Annotated in this window: 15 protein-coding genes; 9 read left to right on the forward strand and 6 right to left on the reverse strand. The window is 72.8% G+C overall.

The window, feature by feature from the left end; all coding sequences use genetic code 11:
• Nucleotides 1-97 precede the first annotated feature (97 nt).
• Nucleotides 98-1,486, forward strand: coding sequence for a hemolysin family protein (locus ACH4VO_RS30480; RefSeq protein WP_360997323.1), 1,389 nt, complete (start codon nucleotides 98-100; stop codon nucleotides 1,484-1,486).
• Complete coding sequence (locus ACH4VO_RS30485) at nucleotides 1,483-2,568, forward strand: hemolysin family protein (RefSeq protein WP_360997325.1); 1,086 nt, start codon at nucleotides 1,483-1,485, stop codon at nucleotides 2,566-2,568. Before ACH4VO_RS30480 ends, ACH4VO_RS30485 begins: the two co-directional genes overlap by 4 nt.
• 54 nt (nucleotides 2,569-2,622) lie before the next feature.
• Here ACH4VO_RS30485 and ACH4VO_RS30490 read toward each other — a convergent pair whose 3' ends face one another.
• Both ACH4VO_RS30490 and ACH4VO_RS30495 read right to left on the reverse strand, forming a co-directional pair.
• The gene (locus tag ACH4VO_RS30490; protein ID WP_360997327.1) at nucleotides 2,623-4,533 is read right to left on the reverse strand and encodes an AAA family ATPase; all 1,911 of its coding nucleotides are present in this window, start codon (nucleotides 4,531-4,533) and stop codon (nucleotides 2,623-2,625) included.
• A gap of 373 nt (nucleotides 4,534-4,906) precedes the next feature.
• Complete coding sequence (locus ACH4VO_RS30495) at nucleotides 4,907-5,521, reverse strand: hypothetical protein (RefSeq protein ID WP_360997329.1); 615 nt, start codon at nucleotides 5,519-5,521, stop codon at nucleotides 4,907-4,909.
• A gap of 381 nt (nucleotides 5,522-5,902) precedes the next feature.
• Between ACH4VO_RS30495 and ACH4VO_RS30500 the strand changes: the two genes are divergently transcribed.
• Nucleotides 5,903-7,276: a peptidase C39 family protein gene (locus ACH4VO_RS30500; protein WP_360997331.1), complete on the forward strand. Its 1,374-nt coding sequence runs from the start codon at nucleotides 5,903-5,905 to the stop codon at nucleotides 7,274-7,276.
• Nucleotides 7,277-7,836: 560 nt separating this feature from the next.
• Here the strand turns inward: ACH4VO_RS30500 and ACH4VO_RS30505 are convergent.
• On the reverse strand, nucleotides 7,837-8,460 hold the full coding sequence (locus ACH4VO_RS30505; RefSeq protein ID WP_360997333.1) for a TetR family transcriptional regulator: 624 nt from the start codon (nucleotides 8,458-8,460) through the stop codon (nucleotides 7,837-7,839).
• 131 nt (nucleotides 8,461-8,591) lie between these two features.
• Here ACH4VO_RS30505 and ACH4VO_RS30510 point away from each other — a divergent pair, with 131 nt between their 5' ends.
• Both ACH4VO_RS30510 and ACH4VO_RS30515 read left to right on the forward strand, forming a co-directional pair.
• Complete coding sequence (locus ACH4VO_RS30510; protein ID WP_360997334.1) at nucleotides 8,592-9,437, forward strand: methyltransferase domain-containing protein; 846 nt, start codon at nucleotides 8,592-8,594, stop codon at nucleotides 9,435-9,437.
• Between the two features lie 693 nt (nucleotides 9,438-10,130).
• Nucleotides 10,131-11,303 (forward strand): acyl-CoA dehydrogenase family protein, encoded by a 1,173-nt coding sequence (locus ACH4VO_RS30515; protein WP_360997336.1) that lies wholly within the window; start codon nucleotides 10,131-10,133, stop codon nucleotides 11,301-11,303.
• A gap of 393 nt (nucleotides 11,304-11,696) precedes the next feature.
• On the opposite strand, the gene ACH4VO_RS30520 is transcribed toward ACH4VO_RS30515, so the two are convergent.
• Nucleotides 11,697-12,104: a hypothetical protein gene (locus tag ACH4VO_RS30520; protein WP_360997338.1), complete on the reverse strand. Its 408-nt coding sequence runs from the start codon at nucleotides 12,102-12,104 to the stop codon at nucleotides 11,697-11,699.
• A gap of 204 nt (nucleotides 12,105-12,308) precedes the next feature.
• Here ACH4VO_RS30520 and ACH4VO_RS30525 point away from each other — a divergent pair, with 204 nt between their 5' ends.
• The 4 genes from ACH4VO_RS30525 (at nucleotide 12,309) to fxsA (ending at nucleotide 16,471) form a co-directional block, all read left to right on the forward strand.
• Entirely contained in the window at nucleotides 12,309-12,749 is a 441-nt protein-coding gene (locus ACH4VO_RS30525) for an Lrp/AsnC family transcriptional regulator (protein WP_069173190.1), read from the forward strand.
• A 69-nt stretch (nucleotides 12,750-12,818) separates the two neighbouring features.
• Entirely contained in the window at nucleotides 12,819-14,459 is a 1,641-nt protein-coding gene (locus ACH4VO_RS30530) for an amidohydrolase (protein ID WP_360997340.1), read from the forward strand.
• Nucleotides 14,460-14,996: 537 nt separating this feature from the next.
• Complete coding sequence (locus ACH4VO_RS30535) at nucleotides 14,997-15,764, forward strand: polyprenol monophosphomannose synthase (RefSeq protein ID WP_360997341.1); 768 nt, start codon at nucleotides 14,997-14,999, stop codon at nucleotides 15,762-15,764.
• Between the two features lie 104 nt (nucleotides 15,765-15,868).
• The gene (gene fxsA / locus ACH4VO_RS30540; protein ID WP_360997342.1) at nucleotides 15,869-16,471 is read left to right on the forward strand and encodes an FxsA family membrane protein; all 603 of its coding nucleotides are present in this window, start codon (nucleotides 15,869-15,871) and stop codon (nucleotides 16,469-16,471) included.
• 140 nt (nucleotides 16,472-16,611) lie between these two features.
• On the opposite strand, the gene ACH4VO_RS30545 is transcribed toward fxsA, so the two are convergent.
• Together ACH4VO_RS30545 and ACH4VO_RS30550 are read right to left on the reverse strand one after the other, a co-directional pair.
• On the reverse strand, nucleotides 16,612-16,986 hold the full coding sequence (locus ACH4VO_RS30545) for an RNA polymerase-binding protein RbpA (RefSeq protein WP_014044757.1): 375 nt from the start codon (nucleotides 16,984-16,986) through the stop codon (nucleotides 16,612-16,614).
• A 264-nt stretch (nucleotides 16,987-17,250) separates the two neighbouring features.
• The gene (locus tag ACH4VO_RS30550; protein ID WP_360997344.1) at nucleotides 17,251-18,618 is read right to left on the reverse strand and encodes an MFS transporter; all 1,368 of its coding nucleotides are present in this window, start codon (nucleotides 18,616-18,618) and stop codon (nucleotides 17,251-17,253) included.
• Between the last annotated feature and the right edge of the window lie 29 nt (nucleotides 18,619-18,647).

Consider the following 18,647-nt stretch of genomic DNA (forward strand, 5'->3'; position numbering starts at 1 on the left):
CCCGCGGGGCTTTCCTGCGACCCAAGGAGTGACTCCCTCCAGCAATGGACGGATCGTCCGGTAGTACCCGCGCCGCCCTCCCCCCGGAGGCGGCGGCATGACCACCCCCCTGTTGCTGCTCACCGCGGCATTCCTTCTCATCCTCGCCAACGGTTTCTTCGTGGCGGCCGAATTCGGGCTCGTCACGGTGGAACGGCCGGACGCCGAACGCGCGGCCGCCGAAGGCGACCGCCGGGCCGGCACCGTCGTCGCCTCCCTGCGCGAACTCTCCTTCCAGCTCTCCGGCACCCAGCTGGGCATCACCATCACCTCACTGGTCGTGGGCATGCTCGCCGAACCGGCGCTCGCACGGCTGCTGGCCGGACCGCTCACCGCCACGGGCCTGCCCCGAGGGGTCGTTCCCGGGGTGAGCGTCGTGACCGGCATGCTGGTCGCCTCCGCCGTCCAGATGGTGATCGGGGAACTCGTACCGAAGAACTGGGCGGTCTCCCGGCCGCTCCAGGTCGCCCGGTTCGTGGCCGGCCCCCAGCACCGCTTCTCCACCGTCCTGCGCCCCGTGATCACCGTGCTGAACACGGTGGCCAACCGGCTGGTACGGCTGCTGGGCGTCGAGCCCACCGACGAGCTGGCCTCCGCCCGGACCCCCGGCGAACTGGTCTCGCTGGCCCGGCACTCGGCCGAGGCGGGCACCCTGGAACAGGACACCGCCGACCTCTTCGTACGGACCCTGTCGCTGGCCGGGCTCACCGCCCAGCACGTCATGACGCCCCGCGTGCGGGTCAGCGCGCTGCAGTCGTCGGCGACCGCGGCGGACGTCCTCAACCTCACCCGCGCCACCGGGCTCTCCCGCTTCCCGGTCTACCGCGAGCGCATCGACGAGGTCGTCGGGATGGTCCACCTCAAGGACGCCCTCGCCGTCCCCGCCCAGCACCGGCTGCGTACCCCGGCCGGCCGCATCGCCGTGCCGCCGCTCCTGGTACCGGAGACCCTGCCCGTCGAACAGCTGCTCCAGAGGCTCCGCAACGAGCAGCCGATAGCCGTCGTGGTCGACGAGTACGGCGGCACCGCCGGCGTCGTCACCCTCGAGGACATCATCGAGGAACTCGTCGGCGAGGTCCGCGACGAGCACGACGCGGAAGGCGCCGACCGGCCCGACCTGACCCCCGTGGTCGCCGACGACGGACGGCCCGGCTGGGACGCGGAAGGCAGCTGCCGGGTACTGACCCTGCGGCGCATAGGCCTCGAGGTACCCGAGGGGCCGTACGAGACCGTGGCCGGGCTGGTCGCCGACCTGCTGGGACGCATCCCCGCCCCCGGCGACCGCGCCGAACTGCCCGGCTGGCGGGTCCTGGTCCGCCAGGTCGGCCACTACCGCGCCGAGCAGGTCCGCTTCGTCCGCCTGGCGGACCTGGCGCGGCCCGCCACGGCCCCACCCCGGCCCGAGGCGGCCGAACTCACCCAGGAGCTGCTGGAGGTCGTGCGATGAGCCTCGTCCACCTCCTCCTCGCCGGCTTCCTCGTGCTGGCGAACGGCTTCTTCGTCGGCGCCGAGTTCGCCCTCGTCTCCGTACGCCGCAGCCAGGTGGAACCCCTCGCCGCGAAGGGATCCGGCCGGGCCGCACAGGTCCTGTACGGCCTGGAGAACCTGCCGCAGATGATGGCCGCCGCGCAGTTCGGCATCACCGTCTGCTCCCTGACCCTCGGAGCCGTGGCCGAGCCGGCCGTCGCCCACCTGCTGGAGCCGGTCTTCCACGCCGTGCACCTGCCGGAGGCGCTGATCCACCCGCTCGGCTACGCCCTGGCCCTCGTCCTCGTCGTCTTCCTCCACCTCGTCATCGGCGAGATGGTCCCGAAGAACCTGGCGATGGCCGCGCCCGACAAGGCCGCCCTGTGGCTCAGCCCCGGCCTGGTCGGCTTCGCCCGGCTCTGCCGGCCGGTCACCTCCGCGCTCGGCGCCTGCGCCCGGCTGGTACTGCGGCTCTTCGGCGTCGAACCGAAGGACGAGGTCGAGGCCGTCTTCACCAGCGAGCAGCTCAACCGGCTGGTCGAGGACTCCGGACAGGCCGGACTGCTGGAACCGGAGGCACAGGAACGCCTGGAGGACGCGCTGGAGCTGGGCAGCAGGCCGGTCACCGACGTGCTGCTCGACCGGGCGGCGCTGGTGACGGTCGACCCGTCCGTCACCCCGCGCCGGATCGAGGAGCTGACCGTACGGACCGGCTACTCACGCTTCCCCGTCTGCGCGGAGGGCGGCGGCCCCTTCATGGGCTACCTGCACGTCAAGGACGTCCTGGAGCTGGAGGACGGCGAACGAGCCGTCCCGCAGCACGTCTGGCGCCCGATGGCGACCGTACGGGCGGAGCTTCCGCTGGACGACGCCCTGACCGTGATGCGGCGCGCGGCGACGCATCTGGCGCAGGTCGCCGACGCCTCGGGCAAGGTGCTCGGCCTCGTCGCCATGGAGGACGTGCTGGAGATGCTCGTGGGAGAGGTGCGCGACCCGGCGCACCGCGTCTCGGTGGCCCGCCGCACGGTGGATGCGCCGCAGGCCATGGCCCCGCTGGGCTGACCCGCGACGACGACCGCCGGGCGGGCTACGGCCCCGCCCGGCGGCCCCGGCGCGTCACAGCGCCCCCGGCTCCTGCGTCCCCCGGTCCACCGGGCCCCGCCCGGACAGCACTTCGCCGTACGCCTGCATCAGGTCCGCGAGCCGCAGCGTCGACAGATCGCCACGGGTCGGCGCCACCGTGTACCCGGAGAGCCGCAGGTCGCGGTAGGCGCAGCTCTTCTCGTACAGCGTGCGCATGAAGCGGCCGTTGCCCAGCTCGTCGATCCACCCCTGGTCGACCACATGGCCGCTGATGCTGCGCAGCTCCTCCAGGGACTCCTCGTCCCACGTGTCGCCGTTCTCGGCGGCCAGCACCTCGCCGATCGCGGTGAGTTCCGGGGGGCGGTAGCTGGGGAAGTCGACCCGGGTGGTGAAGCGCGAGGAGAGGCCCGGGTTGGTGGACAGCAGCCGGTCCATGCCCTCGGGGTAGCCCGCCAGGATGACGACGAGATGGTCCCGGTTGTCCTCGGCCCTCTTGAGGAGGACCTGCAGTGCCTCGTCGCCGTACGCGTCGCCCTTGCTGTAACCGGAGTTGGAGAGGCTGTACGCCTCGTCGACGAAGAGCACCCCGCCGAGTGCCGAATCGATCAGCTCGTTGGCCTTCACGGCGGTCTGGCCGAGGAACTCGCCCACCAGGTCGGAGCGCTGGGCCTCCACGAGGTGATCGCCGCCGAGCAGCCCGAGCGCGTAGAACACCCGGCCCAGGATGCGGGCGACCGTGGTCTTGCCCGTCCCGGACGGGCCGGAGAAGACGAAGTGCCGCTTCGGCGGCTGTACGGGCAGGGCCTGCTCGGCCCGTAGACGCGCCATGTTCAGCTGCGCGGACAATGCTTTGACCTGGCGTTTCACGGGTTCGAGGCCGACCATGCGCTCGAGCTCCGCCAGCGCTTCGGCGAGCAGCACCGGATCGCTCGGCCCCGCCGGGACGGCGCCGCGCGCCTGCCGGCCGGACGTCCCCGACTTCTCCCGCACCCCTTCGGGCCGGGTCGGCGGCGTGGCGGACCCCGGCAGGTCCAGCGGGTCCCCGCCGAGCCAGGGGTCGGGGCCGTCCACCAGGCCGGTTCCCAGCGCCGTCTCGCCGTCCGGCTGTGTCTCCGTGCCCACGCCGTCCGAGGCCGGCCCCGTCAGGGAGAGGGCGGCGAGGCCGGTGGCCTCGTCGTAGCCGTCGCCGTCGGAGATCGCCGCGAGCCGGGCGGAGGTGTCCATGAACGCCGGGTCGACACGGTGCACCGCCCGGTACAGGGGGAGGGCCGCCGCGCTGCGCCCGGTGCCCTCGTGGGCCCGGGCCAGCCAGTAGCGCAGCTCCTTGCGCTGGGGCTGCTCGCTCCGGCAGCGCATCAGGGCCGCGGACAGCAGGGGCTCGGCCTGCCCGTACATCTCCAGGCGCACCCGGGCCATGCCGCCGAAGAGACCTGACTCGATGCCGAGCAGTGGATCGTCGACGAGCGGTTCGGTGGTGCGTACGAGCTGCTCCCAGTCCTTGACCAGGTACGCGCGACACGCGTGCAGGAACCGCACGTGCCGGTCCGCGTCGACCGGCGGCAGGCCCGCGAGCGCCCGGTCCAGCTCCGGCACATGGCGGCCGTCCAGCCAGTGGGAGGCGTGCGCCAGCAGCAGGTCGCGTGGGCTCTCCAGCACCGGCTGCACCCACCAGCCCAGCCAGTACCAGGAGTTGAGTGTGCGGCGGTACCGGGCGCGCTGCTCGCCGAAGCGGTCGCGGTGGCGGTACATGCGCAGCAGCGCCGTGGAGGTGTCGATCCGCAGGGCGTGGAGGCCGAGCCAGCCGTCCGCCATGCCGGGGTCGACGCGCACCGCGGTCCTGAACTCCTCCTCGGCCTGCGGGTACGCGCCCATCGTGTAGGCGTCCACGCCCCGCAGCCAGGCGAGGTCGGCGGGGGCCTGTGTGCCCGGCGTGCCGATGTCCATCACGTCCCCCACAAACCGTGCCCCCAGAATGCCCTGCCCGCACAGCATGCCCATCGGAGCGTCGGTAATCACCGTGCCGGGGACGGGAATTGACCACACGCGAGAGGCATCGTACCCGTGCGATCACGCCCTGCGGGCCTGGCCGGGACGTCGGTCCGGTGACGCAGGGTGAGCGCGAGAGCCTGTCCGGGTCCCGGGAGAGGCCGGGCTGAGGGCAGAACGAAGCCCCCGGTCACGGGGGAACAACCGGGGGCTTCGTGTCTGCGGGGCTTCGAAAAGCCGCACAATGAGAACGTAGAACCTGTCCGGCCCCTCGGTCAAGCGGAGTTGAGGTACAGCCGGCCCGAATGACGGCTGACCGGCAAGGCTACCCTCACTCTTCACTCTCCGTGAGGGGGTGACTCGCCCCCGTTGTCACATGGGGGCCGTCCAGCCACGCGTATCCACCCGGCATCTGACGGATCACCGCGTGAGCGAACGGATATGAGGGGTCGTCGGCGAAATGCCGCTCCTCCGCGACGGTCCAGCCGTCCCAGAACTCCGACAGTGCCGGCCCGTCGCGCCGCCTGCCCCGCTGCCAGGACCGTTCGCTGTCCCCCTCCAGCCACAGCAGCTCCGCGAGGTACGGCCGGACGGCGGCGCGGCCCGCGCCCACCCCCTCGACCACCACCACGGGCGCGGGCCGGAGCTCCCGCGCCGCACCGAAGCGCCGGAGCGTCCAGTCGTACGGGGCGTATCTCGCGGTCTCTCCGCGCGACAGCGGATCCAGGACCTGGGCCCGCAGGCGGTCCGTCCAGGCGAAGAGCGCGCCGTGGGTGGCCAGGTCGTCCAGGTGCAGCACGGGGGCACCGCCGAGCGCGGAGGCCAGCCGGCCGGCGAAGGTGGTCTTGCCCGACCCCGCGTGCCCGTCGACGGCGATGATCCGTACGGGCCCGCAGGACGGCGGCAGGGAGCGCAGACGGCGTGCGTGGTCCGCCAGGTCGTTCATCCCCCCAGCCTACGAGAGCCGCCCCGGCCGCCAGGGCGTGTATCGAAAGGAGCGCCTGCCCGGCGGCGCCCGGCACGCACACTCGCCGCGTTGTCGGGATCGCCCCGATACATCCAGTATCGGGGCGACCCTCCGCCTTGCGATCGCACGCACCGGACACCGCCGAGCCTGCCCTTCGGGCAGACGGCGCTACTTTCGACACACGCCCTAGGACGGCGGAGCCTGGCCCGTCCCTCCCCGCAGGTCACACCAGTGGACCAGACCAATATTCTTCCGGCGGCACGGGCCGAATCGCTGGCAGGATCCGGCTCCCACCCGCGATAGTTGGCGCACTGATCGGCACCCGCAGCCCCAACCCACTCGCGACCGGGGGTCTCGCCCATGACCGGACCGACCACACGCAGGACCGTGCTCAGCGCCGCGCTCGCGGCAGCGGCCGGAGCGGGCACGGTGGCCTCCGCGGCCCCCACCGCGGCCGCCCCTTCCCGTACCCCCTCGTCCACCTTCTCGTCGCCGGCGGCCGCCTCGCTCGTGGACAACCGTTTCTGGAGCACCTACACCGACTGGCGCTGCGGCTCGGCGGCCGGGACCCGTGCCGTCGCCGGACCGAGGCCGGGCCTGGTGATCGCCGCCCCCGCCGGCACCACCGAGTACACCGACCCGCACAGCGGCACGACCGCCGCCTGGGAGTACGCGACCTGGACCTCCCCCCTCCACCGCTGCGGCGTTCCGGCGACCGAGGTGATCGCCTCCTGGAACGCACGGACACCGGCCGGCACCTGGCTCCAGGTGGAGCTCCGCGGCCGGTACTCGGACGGGACGGACACCCCCTGGTACGTGATGGGCCGGTGGGCGGCGGGCGACACCGACATCCGCCGCACGTCCGTCGACGACCAGACCGACGGCAGGAGCACGGTCTGGACGGACACCTTCTCCGTGGACGACGCGGCGAGCGGGCTCCGGCTGGTCTCCTACCGGCTGCGGCTCACCCTGTACCGCACCCCGGGCAGCGGTCTCACGCCCACGGTCCACCGGATCGGCGCGATGGCCTCGGACGTCCCGGACCGCTTCACCGTCCCGCCGAGCACACCCGGGATGAGCAGGGAACTGACGGTGCCCCGCTACTCGCAGAACGTCCACGTGGGGGAGTACCCCGAGTACGACAACGGGGGCGAGGCCTGGTGCAGTCCGACCTCCTCGCAGATGATCATCGAGTACTGGGGTCGCCGGCCCACCGCGGAGGATCTGGCCTGGGTGCGGCCGGACATCGCGGACCCGCAGGTCTGCCACGCGGCCCGCCACACCTACGACCACCAGTACGAGGGATGCGGCAACTGGCCCTTCAACGCCGCCTACGCGGCGACGTACAAGGAGATGAACGCGGTCGTCACCCGGCTCGGTTCGCTCACCGACGTGGAACGACTCGTGGGTGCGGGCATTCCCGTCATCACGTCCCAGTCCTTCCTCAAGGAGGAGCTGACCGGCGCCGGCTACGGCACCTCCGGCCACCTGATGACGGTCATCGGCTTCACCGCCGACGGCGACGTGATCGCCAACGACCCCGCGTCCGCGGACAACGACGCCGTCCGCCGCGTCTACCGCCGGTCCGAGTGGGAGAACATCTGGCTGCGGACGAAGAGGTACGACGCGAACGGCAGGGTGAGGAGCGGTACGGGAGGCGTCTGCTACCTCTTCTGGCCGGTCCGGCCGGCACCGAGTCAGGACCGCGTTCTGCGGTCGCTCGGGTTGGCCTGATCATGTGAGGCCCCACGGGCGCCTCGCCGGCGTGACGGCAGCGCCCCGGCCGTCCCGGGTGAGGTGCCCCTGCCGGTCCACCGTGACCTTGACCGAACGATGTCCGGCCCGGCGAGACACCTCGTGAACGGAAACGCCGTGGGTCAGGGCCACGGTGCTCCGGTCCTGGCGGGGGTCGTGCGGATCGTCTCCGGGGAGTCCGGGGAGTCCGGGGCGCCGAGGGTTGTCCCGTCGCCGGTTCATGCTGCACGTGATCGCAGCCGTGGACGGGCCCGCGTCCGGCGCACCGGGAGGTGGGTGGCGCGACCCTGTTGCGGCTCGCGCTCTCCTCGATGACCCCGCCACAGCGCCGACACGAGTGCAGTGCCGCTACCAGGAAGCCCTGGATCGGCACCGCCGAGGGCCACTCCGGGGGCGACCGGGCCGCTGGTCTCTCGTACCGGCGCTGTGCACGCTTGCGACGGCGCGCTCGCCCCTGACCGTCACGGCACGGCGGACGGGTGACCACCGGCTGACCACGTACGGGCCCCGGAGCAGGACCTCGCACTCCTTCGCGCCCGCTACGGCGCCGCCCGGCCCGCGGCCGCTCCGCCGCCGGACACGGCACCGACGAGCAGGACGACGAGCCGCTCCGCCTGTGCGCGGGGGGCCGGCGCACCGGGCCGGGCCGTCATCAGGAGATGGTGGACAGTGCCGACGAGGCCGAGTGCTACTGCGGCGGTGTCGGCGCCCTCCGCGAGGCGTCCGAGGCGCTGTTCGGCGTCCAGGTAGGCGGTGATCGCGTCCTGGACGGCGGTGAAACCGGGCGCGCCGGCCTCCAGTGCCAGGCGGATCCGCTGCGAGGCGGCGGGCCGCGTCAACGCGAGGCCGGTCACCGTGGGGTCCAGCGAGTCCAGCAGGGCGAGCGCGACCGTGCCGAGGTTCTCGGCCACCGTCGCCTGCCCCGCCTGTCCGGCAAGCAGCCCGGCCCGCCCCGCGACGCGGGCGAAGCGGTCGAGGACCAGCTCGGCCACGAATGCGTCCAGCCCGTCGAAGTGGGCGTGCAACAGCCCCTTCGCGCAACCGGCCTCGCCGGTGATCGCCCTGCTGGTCAGGGCGGCCGGTCCCTCACGCGCCAGCACCCGCTCCGCGGCGTCGAAGAGCCGCTCGCGCACATCAGGAATCGCTACTCCACGCGGTGACATCAGGCCTTCTCCCGGTACGAGACACGGCACGTCCCCAGGGCGGGGGATTGCCAGTATGGGCGAGCGCCCATACTGTATGGGCGCTCGCCCACTCTAATCCCGGCAGACACCCGTCCCGCAGGAGGCTCCGTATGCAGCACATCGTGAACACCGGTCAGGCCCAGGCGTGGAACGGCTACGAGGGCACGCACTGGGCCCGCAACCACGACCGCTGGAACGCCGTGAACGAACGCTTCGACGAGCCCCTGCTCGCCGCCGCCGCGATTGAGGAGGGCGACCGCGTCCTCGACATCGGCTGCGGGGCGGGGCAGACCACCCGGCTGGCCGCACGCCGGGCCGGGAGCGGCCGGGCCACGGGCCTGGACCTGTCGGCGCCGATGCTGGAGCGCGCACGCGAGAGCGCGCGGCGCGAGGGCGTGGGCAACGTGACCTTCGTCCAGGGGGACGCCCAGGTCCATGCCTTCGGGCCCGGCTCCTTCGACGCCGTGATCAGCCGCTTCGGGGTGATGTTCTTCGCCGACCCCGTCGCCGCCTTCGCCACCGTCGGACGCGCGCTCCGCCCCGGTGGCCGCCTCGCGTTCATCTGCTCCGCGGACCCCGGACGCAACGAGTGGCTCCAGGCCCTCGCGGCCCTGCGCGGCATCCTGCCCGTCGGGGACTTCGGCGCCGCGCAAGGCCCCGGGATGTTCTCCCTGGCCGACCCCGACCGTACCCGTGAGGTGCTGGCCGCCGCCGGATACGAGCACATCGGCACGGCCCGCGTGGACGCGTACGGGGCATGGGGGCGGGACGCCGACGACGCGGCCTCCTTCCTCCTCGACTCCGGCCCGGGACGCCATCTGACCAGCCAGGTCGATCCCCCGACCGCCGCCCGCGCCCGCCGGATGCTCGCAGACAGCCTGCGTGCCCACGAGGAGCACGGCGCGGTGCGCCTGCGGAGTGCCGCCCTGCTGGTCACCGCCGTCCGTCCCGGCTGACCCCACCGGGCCGCTTCCCGGATGCCGACAGACCGCCAGGCTGCCGCAGCTCACGCCGGGGTGGCCTGAGCGCTGTACGCGGGGCCGCCCGCCCGGCCGTCGGCCCGGGCAGTCGTCCTCCAGGGCCCCGGACCCTCGATGGGTGCCGCGTCTGTCCGCTCCTGCAAGGCCCTCGCCCGCGCACGCACCCGCCGGCTCACCCGGCCCAGCGCCTCGACGAGGGCTCGAAGGCCATGGACGAACGATCGCGCCCCCAGGACGCACCCCCCGCCCGCCGGACCGTAAAGGAGACGGCCCCGCACGGCCGCAGGTTCCGTCGCCGGGTGGCTGCCCGGCGGGGCCCGCGCGGCCCCTCGACTCCCGTCCGGGGTCCCGCCGACCGCGCTGCGGACAACCCCCTCGGCCACCCCGCGCCGGGTGCCGCCGGCACCGCCACCGACGGCCGCGGACGCGCGTGTCGACGGGGCGGGCCAACTTCCCCGGCGGCCGTGCGCCTTGCCCCCGGTGACGCCGGCGCTCCGATCGGGCATACTCATCCCGCCACAGCCGCTGGCCAGCACCTCTCGTGATCCGAGCAGGGCAGGATCGGCTGGGGGCCATACCTTTCCGGGCGAGACCCGGGACCACCCGGCGGCGCCGCGCCTACCCCGCGAGTGCGACCGCCGCAACGCCCGACAGGGAGGAGAGCGCGTCATGTCCGACCGTGCCCCGCAGCCGGTGGAACGCCGCCTGCCCACCGAGGAGTCCCGGCAGCTCGTCGAGCTCGTCCGCGACATCGTGTCCAAGGAGATCGCACCCCGGGCGGCCGAGGAGGAGGAGGCGGGCCAGTTCCCGCGCGCCGTCTTCACCCTGCTCTCCGAATCCGGACTCCTCGGCCTGCCGTACGACTCGGTGTACGGCGGCGGCGACCAGCCGTACGAGGTCTACCTGCAGGTGCTGGAGGAACTGGCCGCCGCCCGGCTCACCGTCGGCCTCGGCGTCAGCGTCCACTCGCTGGCCTGCCACGCCCTCGCCGGCTACGGCACAGAGGAACAGCGTGCCGCCCATCTTCCGGCGATGCTCGGGGGCGGTCTGCTGGGCGCCTACTGCCTCTCCGAGCCCGCCTCGGGCTCCGACGCCGCCTCGCTGCGCACGAAGGCCGTACGGGACGGCGACGACTGGGTCCTGACCGGCACCAAGGCCTGGATCACGCACGGCGGCATCGCCGATTTCTACACGGTCATGGCGCGCACCGGGGCAGAGGGCCCCCGCGGCATCACGGCGTTCCTCGTGCCCGGCGACGCCGAAGGGCTCGGCGCCGCCCTGCCGGAGAAGAAGATGGGCATGAAGGGCTCGCCCACCGCCCAGATGCACTTCGACGGTGTACGGATCTCCGGGGACCGCCTCATCGGCGACGAGGGGCAAGGCTTCGCCATCGCCCTGTCCGCACTCGACTCGGGGCGCCTGGGCATCGCGGCCTGCGCCATCGGCGTCGCCCGGGCAGCCCTGGACGAGGCCGTCGAATACGCCACCGGGCGGCGCCAGTTCGGCCGTCCCGTCGCGGACTTCCAGGGCCTGCGCTTCATGCTCGCCGACATGGCCACCCAGATCGAGGCCGGCCGGTCGCTCTACCTCGAGGCGGCACGGCGCCGCGACGCCGGACTGCCGTTCTCCCGGCAGGCGGCGATGGCGAAGCTCTTCTGCACCGACACGGCCATGCGGGTGACCACGGACGCCGTCCAGGTGCTCGGAGGCTACGGCTACACGCTCGACTTCCCCGTCGAGCGGCTGATGCGCGAGGCGAAGGTGCTGCAGATCGTCGAGGGCACCAACCAGATCCAGCGCATGGTCATTGCCCGCCACCTCGCGGGTCCCGAGACACGCTGACCCCACGGGCGTCGTCATGATCCGGTCCCCTCCGGGTCATGACGGTCCGGCACCGTCCGGCATCGTCCGGCCCGCGCCCTCCCTATGGGCACCACGGCCCGGTGAGGGCCGGGTCGGCCGTGAGAAGCGGAGACGTGACGCGCGGTCCGGCCCGAGGGCGCACGGTCGGGCCGGGGAACCGTTCCCCGGATCCGGAGCGCCGGGACGCCCCGGAGCGCGGCCGACCCTCGGCCGCTGCCTCGTCCTACGGAACCCACGCCGGGCAGGGACGCCGGCCGATTCGCGCGCCCGTTCCCCGGGTGCCGCGCTCCGGCCGACGACGGGGAGGGTCCGCACCACACCAGGGCCACGGCGCGGGCCGAGGGGAGTCCTGCGGGACGGACGGAGGACGCCTCAGGCTGCCTGACGCCGTACCGGCGGTACGCGCAGGGGCCGCGAGCCGGGTCCGCCGGCGTGCGAGAAGGGCTGCATCCGCCAGTCGAAACCCTGAGGAAGCGTCAGGAGCAGCGCGGTCTCCTGCTCCTGGACCTCCAGCGACTCGTCGGCGGGACGGGCCTCGGCGGCCGGACGGCTCGTCCCGGCACACACGGTGAGGACGAACGGATTCCACGGCGTGGGGCACAGGGCGTGCTCAGGCAGGACGTCCTCGCCCGCCAACAGGGCGATCGGCTGCGCACAGTCCGGGCAGATCACCCGGTACATCTCGAACGTGTCGTAGGCGTCGGCAGCGGCGTCGTCGTCATGAGCGGCGTATTCGACGGGCTCCGGTTCGGTACGTCCGGTGAGCTTCATGCTCTGCATGGGATGTTTCCCCCCTCGGATGGGCCGGCCGGGCGCCACGGCCTCGGCCACAGCAACCACTTCCCGTGGGAAGTCGGCCGTAACCGCGGGCCCGTCGGCTACCGGCCCGTAAAATTGTGGTATTGGTCACATGCCCCTCGAACGCGGCCTTCCGGGGGTTCCGCGACTGTGCCTGGAGGCACCCGGGGCCATAGGTTGATCCGCATGGAGGAGCTGGACCGTCAGATCGTGGAGTTGCTCGTCAAGGACGGGCGGATGAGCTACACCGACCTGGGCAAGGCCACGGGCCTGTCCACCTCGGCCGTTCATCAGCGCGTCCGCAGGCTGGAACAGCGCGGGGTGATCCGGGGCTACGCCGCGGTCGTCGACCCCGAGGCCGTCGGACTGCCCCTCACCGCGTTCATCTCGGTGAAACCGTTCGACCCGAGCGCCCCCGACGACATCGCCGAACGGCTCGCCGGCGTACCGGAGCTGGAGGCCTGCCACAGCGTCGCCGGCGACGAGAACTACATCCTCAAGGTGCGGTGCTCCAGCCCCTTGGAGCTGGAGCACCTGCTGACCCGGATCCGTTCGCTGGCCGGCGTCTCCACCCGTACGACCGTCGTCCTCTCCACCCCGTACGAGGCGCGCCCGCCGCGGATCTGAGGAACCTCGCGGCCCTCGTGCGAGGGGGCCGGGGGCACAAGCGCTCCGGGCAGGCGCGAGACTGGTCCCATGACCGAGAGCACCGCCTCCCAGAGCGAACACCGCACCGTGCTGCTGCGCGGTGGAGATGTCCACAGCCCCGCCGACCCGTTCGCGACCGCGATGGTCGTCGAACGCGGCCATGTCGCCTGGGTGGGATCGGAGGGGGCGGCCGACGCCTTCGCGAGCGGCGTCGACGAGGTGGTCGACCTGGAAGGGGCTCTGGTCACCCCGGCCTTCACCGACTCCCACGTCCACACCACCTCGACCGGACTCGCCCTCACCGGGCTGGACCTCTCCGGCGCGCGCACCCTCTCCGAAGCCCTCCACCTCCTGCGTGCTTACGCGAACCGCGAAGCCGGGCAGCGGGTCGTCCTCGGCCACGGCTGGGACGCGACGCGCTGGCCCGAGCAGCGGCCCCCCTCGCGCGCCGAGCTCGACGAGGCCGCCGCCGGCCTGCCGGTCTACCTGCCCCGGGTGGACGTGCACTCCGCCGTGGTGACCACCACCCTGCTCGACCTCGTCCCCGGGGTCAGGGCGCTGGCCGGCTACCACCCCGACGGCCCCCTCACCGGCGCCGCCCACCACGCGGTGCGCTCCGCCGCCCACGGTGCCGTCACACCGCGCCGCCGCGCCGAGGCCCAGCGCGCGTCCCTGGCGCACGCGGCCTCGCTCGGCATCGGGACCGTGCACGAGTGCGCCGGACCCGACATCTCGGACGAGGACGACTTCACCGCGCTGCTGGAGCTCGCCGCCGAGGAGCCAGGCCCCCGCGTCTTCGGGTACTGGGCCGAGCCGATCTCCGACGAGAAGGGCGCCCGCCGTATCCGCGAACTCGGGGCCGTCGGCGCGGCCGGTGACCTCTTCGTCGACGGCTCCCTGGGCTCCCACACGGCCTCCCTGCACGAGCCGTACGCCGACGCGCCGCACAGCGGCACCGCCCACCTGGACGCGGCCCGGATCGCCGCGCACGTCACCGCCTGCACCGAAGCCGGTCTGCAGGCCGGCTTCCACGCCATCGGCGACGCCGCGGTCTCCGCCGTCGTCGCCGGCGTCCGGGCCGCCTCCCAGACCCTCGGCCTCGCCCGCGTCCGTGCCGCGCGGCACCGGGTGGAGCACGCCGAGATGCTCACCCCGGAGACGATCGCCGCGTTCGCGGAGCTCGGCCTCACCGCCTCCGTCCAGCCCGCCTTCGACGCGGCCTGGGGTGGCCCGGACGGCATGTACGCCCGGCGGCTCGGCGCGGAGCGGGCTGCGACGCTCAACCCGTACGCGGCACTCCTGCGCGCCGGGGTGCCCCTGGCGTTCGGCTCGGACAGCCCTGTCACGCCCTCGGACCCCTGGGGGACCGTGCGGGCGGCTGCCTTCCACCGCACCCCGGAGCACCGCGTCTCCGTGCGGGCCGGCTTCACCGCGCACACCCGGGGCGGCTGGCGGGCCGTCGGACGCGACGACGCCGGGGTACTGGTGCCCGGCGCCCCCGCCGACTACGCCGTCTGGCGGACGGGGGAACTCGTGGTCCAGGCCCCCGACGACCGGGTGTCCCGGTGGTCGACCGACCCCCGCTCCGGCACCCCCGGCCTGCCGGATCTCACCCCCGGGGCCGAGCTTCCGGTCTGCCTGCGCACCGTGGTCCGCGGGCGCACCGTCTATGTGAGGCCGAACGAGTGACGTCGGGAGGTTCCGTACCGCCGATCGAAGGCGGGCGCACTTCGGGGCGACCCGTGAAGCTCTGGCACTGACCTGGAGCTTTGAGGGAAAACTGCAGGTCGACCGGCTGTTGACAGGAAGCGCCCACCGGCCGGTAGGTTCGGCCGGGTCCACCACTGGACGTCCGGCCGGTCGAACCTCCACGCAGTCGTCGAACGCCGCTGGGTCAGGGGGTGGTGTGCCGCACCGGCGCACCACCGCTGACAGCCAGGTTCAGCGCCCGCGCCTCGGGGGCGAGGGAGTGTGTCGTCCGGACGGCAGGTGCGACCCGGGTGGGGCCCGGAGGTTCAGTAGACAACGGCTTTCGGTCGACCCGCAGCCAGCGGGTCCCAGGTCGGCCCGAAGGACGCCGGGCCCCGACCCGCAGATCTGTCCGCAGTTCCGTCCTTCTGTCCGGTACGACGGTGTGCCTGCCACGCCCGCTCGTGACCGCGTAGGCATCCGGCCGCGATGCGCTGGATATGGTGGGCACCTGCGTACGGACTTTAAGGGGCAGTAGTGAACGACGGCGGTCAGAGGCAGTTCGGCCCGCTCGGCAGTGTCTTGGTGATCATTCCGACCTACAACGAGGCCGAGAACGTCAAACTGATCACCGCCCGGGTGCGCGCCGCCGTTCCGGACGCGGACATCCTGGTCGCCGACGACAACAGCCCGGACGGCACCGGCAAGGTCGCCGACGAGCTCGCGGCGGCGGACAGTCACGTGCACGTGCTGCACCGGAAGGGCAAGGAAGGGCTCGGCGCCGCCTACCTGGCGGGCTTCCGCTGGGGCACGGAGCACGGTTACGGGGTCCTGGTCGAGATGGACGCGGACGGCTCCCACCAGCCCGAGGAGCTTCCGCGGCTCCTCACCGCGCTCAAGGGTGCCGACCTGGTCCTCGGCTCGCGCTGGGTCCCCGGTGGCCGGGTGGTCAACTGGCCGCGGCACCGCGAGATGATCTCCCGCGGCGGCAGCCTGTACTCCCGGATGCTGCTCGGCCTCTCGGTCCGCGACGTCACCGGCGGCTACCGGGCGTTCCGCACGCCCACCCTGAAGGGCCTCGGCCTCGACGAGGTCGCCTCCCAGGGGTACTGCTTCCAGGTCGACCTGGCCCGCCGGGCCGTCGAGGCGGGCTACCACGTCGTCGAGGTGCCCATCACCTTCATGGAACGAGAGATCGGTGACTCCAAGATGAGCCGCGACATCCTCGTCGAGGCACTCTGGCGGGTCACCGGCTGGGGGATCACCGGCCGGGCGAACAAGGTACTGGGCCGCAAGAACGCCTGACCGCCGCCGGGCACCCGCGCGCGCCGTGCCCGGCCGGCCCGGACGAGCGGCTCCAAGATCACCCGCTTACGCCGCACGCACGCCGGGACAGGCACACTGGGTGCATGACGACCGGCACACCGCCTCAGAACCGTCCCCGGCGCTCACGCGCCCGCACCTTCCTGCCGCTCGGTCTCGCCGCCTGGCTGGTACTGGAGATCTGGCTGCTGATCGTGGTGGCCGACGCGGCGAGCGGCTTCACCGTGTTCCTGATCCTGGTCGCCGGGGCTGTGCTCGGTGCAGCGGTGATCAAGCGGGCGGGGCGGCGTGCCTTCCGGAACCTGTCCGAGACCCTGCAGCGGATGCCGGGGCAGCCCGGCGCCCCCGACGAGCCGGTGGCAGCTCCGGCCGGCAGCAGGGGCAACGGCTTCCTGATGCTGGGCGGCCTTCTCCTGATGATCCCCGGCATGATCTCCGACGCGGTGGGCCTCCTCCTGCTGCTGCCCCCGCTCCGTTCGATGCTCGGCCGCCTCGCGGAGCGCTCCCTGGAGCGCCGGATGCGTCAGGCCACGCCGGGAACCCTCTCGGACGCCCTCCAGCAGGCCCGTATGCACCGGCCCGACGGGAAGGTGGTCCAGGGAGAGGTCATCCGCGAGGACGGCACCCAGGCATCCCACCGGTCCGACGACGGCCCAGGCGGCGCGCCCCGCCCGCCGCTCGCCCCCTGACCGCAGGCCAGGGGCGACCTACTCCCCGGACGGGCGTCACCCGGCCGGGGGTAAGCCCCGCCGGAACGCCACGAGCCGCGGGCCGTGACACACGTTCTGTGTCACGGCCCGCGGCTCTCGATCTGTGCGGTGATGCGCGGTCAGGCAGACTTCCTGCTGTCCCGCGGATGCACGGCGATGTTCATGGCTCCGGAGCGCAGAACCGCCAGCCTCTCGGCCAGCACCTCCTCCAGCTCCTCGCGGGTGCGCCGCTCCATGAGCATGTCCCAGTGCGTGCGCGCAGGCTTGCCCTTCTTCTCCTCGGGGCCATCCCCGTCCACCAGGAGTGCCGTGGCGCCGCACGCCTTGCACTCCCACTCCGGCGGAATTTCCGCCTCTACCGAGAACGGCATCTCAAAACGATGTCCGTTCGGGCATGCGTACTCCACCGCCTGGCGCGGGGCCAGATCGATGCCGCGGTCCGTCTCGTAGCTGGTAACCACGAGTCGCGTGCCGCGGAGAGCTCGCTCACTCATGAATCGTGCCTCCCGGGCTTGTCGCCCACAGGACAGGTGTCGCTGTCGTCGTCATCCGGTCAACGTCCGGTCGGCGGTAAAGATTCCCGTTGCCGGTCATGCGTCGCCCGTCGTGCCGCTGCTTTGTCTGGGTTGAGTACCCACCGGTGCCCGGTTTGTCACCTCTGGTCGAAGTTGTCACCCAACGGTTCGGCTTCTTCCTCTGGCCGTAACGGTCCTCCGGGCAGGCCAAAGACGTACACTACCGGCCTTTCACTTCAACGTCTAAATCCTGCCCGGCACGGGATTGCCCGCGGCGGCCACCGCGGCCCGGACGGGCACCCGCGCCAGGAGTAGGGAACCGAGCGCGAAGAAGATCACCAGGGACAGGATCGCGTCCCGGTAGCTGCCGGTGAGCTGGTAGCCCAGGCCGAACACCAGGGGGCCCAGCCAGCTGAGTCCCCGGTCGCTCATCTCGTACGCCGAGAAGTACTCAGCCTCCTTCCCCCGCGGCACCAGGTGCGAGAACAGCGAGCGGGAGAGGGCCTGGCTGCCGCCCAGCACCAGGCCGATCGCGGCCGCCAGGGTGTAGAAGAACACCGGCGCGCCGGCCGGGAGCGCGTAGGCGGCGGCGAGGATCAGCGTCCAGACGGCCAGCGAGCCGAGGATCGTACGCTTCGCGCCGTACAGCCGGGCGAGCCGTCCCATGCCCAGGGCCCCGGCCACCGCGAGCACCTGCACGAGCAGCACCGCCGTGATGAGGGTCGTCTGGTCGAGACCGAGTTCCTCCGAGCCGTACACCGAGGCCTGGGAGATCACCGTCTGGATGCCGTCGTTGTAGACCAGGTAGGCGAGCAGGAACGAGAGCGTCAGCGGGTGACGACGCATGTCGCGCAAGGTCGACATCAGCTGGCGCCAGCCCGAGCCCACCGCGCCCTCACCGCCGGGAGCGACCCGGCGGTCGCGCAGCCTGCGCAGCGGTACGACGGTGAACGCGCCCCACCACACGCCTGCCGAGGCCAGGCAGACGCGGACCGCGTCGGACTCCGAGAGGCCGAAGGAGTCGTGGCCCGTGTAGAGGACCAGGTCCAGGACGAGGACGAGCGCGCCCGAGGTGTATCCGAAGGCCCAGCCGCGCGAGGAGACCGCGTCACGCTCCTCCGGGGTGGCGATCTGCGGCAGGTAGGCGTTGTACAGCACCATCGACACGGAGATCGACGCGTTCGCCACGACGAGCAGGAAGGCGCCCAGCAGGTAGCGCTGCCCGTCCAGGAAGAACATGCACGCCGTCGCCGTCGCGCCGACGTACGCGGCAGCCGCGAGCAGGGGCTTCTTGCGCCCCGTGCGGTCAGCGGCGGCGCCCGCCAGTGGCATCAGCAGGACCGCCACCACCACGGAGACGGACACGGCGTACGGGAAGAGCGATCCCGCCCGCACGGGTATCCCCAGCGGATGCACGTAGCCGTCGGCGTCGGCGGCGGCCTTGGCTATCGACGTGAGGTAGGGCCCGAGGAAGACCGTGAGCACGCTGGTGGAGTAGACGGAGCAGGCGAAGTCGTAGAAGTACCAGCCCCGCTGCTCCCGTTTCCGGCCGGCCTCCCCTGCTGCCGGCCGGTGCTCCGGATCGGCCGTCCCCGCAGTACCCGTGCTCACCGCGCCCCCTCGCTCGTCCCCTGCCGGAC

The organism is Streptomyces sp. NPDC020780 (assembly GCF_044334475.1).
Taxonomy (GTDB): Bacteria; Actinomycetota; Actinomycetes; order Streptomycetales; family Streptomycetaceae; genus Streptomyces.

What these genes read in the sequence shown, in the direction of transcription:
- ACH4VO_RS30520 (WP_360997338.1), bottom strand. Translation starts at nt 12,104, where the DNA reads ATGCAGAGCATGAAGCTCACCGGACGTACCGAACCGGAGCCCGTCGAA.
- ACH4VO_RS30500 (WP_360997331.1), top strand. Translation starts at nt 5,903, where the DNA reads ATGACCGGACCGACCACACGCAGGACCGTGCTCAGCGCCGCGCTCGCG.
- ACH4VO_RS30480 (WP_360997323.1), top strand. Translation starts at nt 98, where the DNA reads ATGACCACCCCCCTGTTGCTGCTCACCGCGGCATTCCTTCTCATCCTC.
- ACH4VO_RS30505 (WP_360997333.1), bottom strand. Translation starts at nt 8,460, where the DNA reads ATGTCACCGCGTGGAGTAGCGATTCCTGATGTGCGCGAGCGGCTCTTC.
- ACH4VO_RS30490 (WP_360997327.1), bottom strand. Translation starts at nt 4,533, where the DNA reads ATGGACATCGGCACGCCGGGCACACAGGCCCCCGCCGACCTCGCCTGG.
- ACH4VO_RS30545 (WP_014044757.1), bottom strand. Translation starts at nt 16,986, where the DNA reads ATGAGTGAGCGAGCTCTCCGCGGCACGCGACTCGTGGTTACCAGCTAC.
- ACH4VO_RS30485 (WP_360997325.1), top strand. Translation starts at nt 1,483, where the DNA reads ATGAGCCTCGTCCACCTCCTCCTCGCCGGCTTCCTCGTGCTGGCGAAC.
- ACH4VO_RS30495 (WP_360997329.1), bottom strand. Translation starts at nt 5,521, where the DNA reads ATGAACGACCTGGCGGACCACGCACGCCGTCTGCGCTCCCTGCCGCCG.
- ACH4VO_RS30510 (WP_360997334.1), top strand. Translation starts at nt 8,592, where the DNA reads ATGCAGCACATCGTGAACACCGGTCAGGCCCAGGCGTGGAACGGCTAC.
- ACH4VO_RS30515 (WP_360997336.1), top strand. Translation starts at nt 10,131, where the DNA reads ATGTCCGACCGTGCCCCGCAGCCGGTGGAACGCCGCCTGCCCACCGAG.
- ACH4VO_RS30525 (WP_069173190.1), top strand. Translation starts at nt 12,309, where the DNA reads ATGGAGGAGCTGGACCGTCAGATCGTGGAGTTGCTCGTCAAGGACGGG.
- fxsA (WP_360997342.1), top strand. Translation starts at nt 15,869, where the DNA reads ATGACGACCGGCACACCGCCTCAGAACCGTCCCCGGCGCTCACGCGCC.
- ACH4VO_RS30530 (WP_360997340.1), top strand. Translation starts at nt 12,819, where the DNA reads ATGACCGAGAGCACCGCCTCCCAGAGCGAACACCGCACCGTGCTGCTG.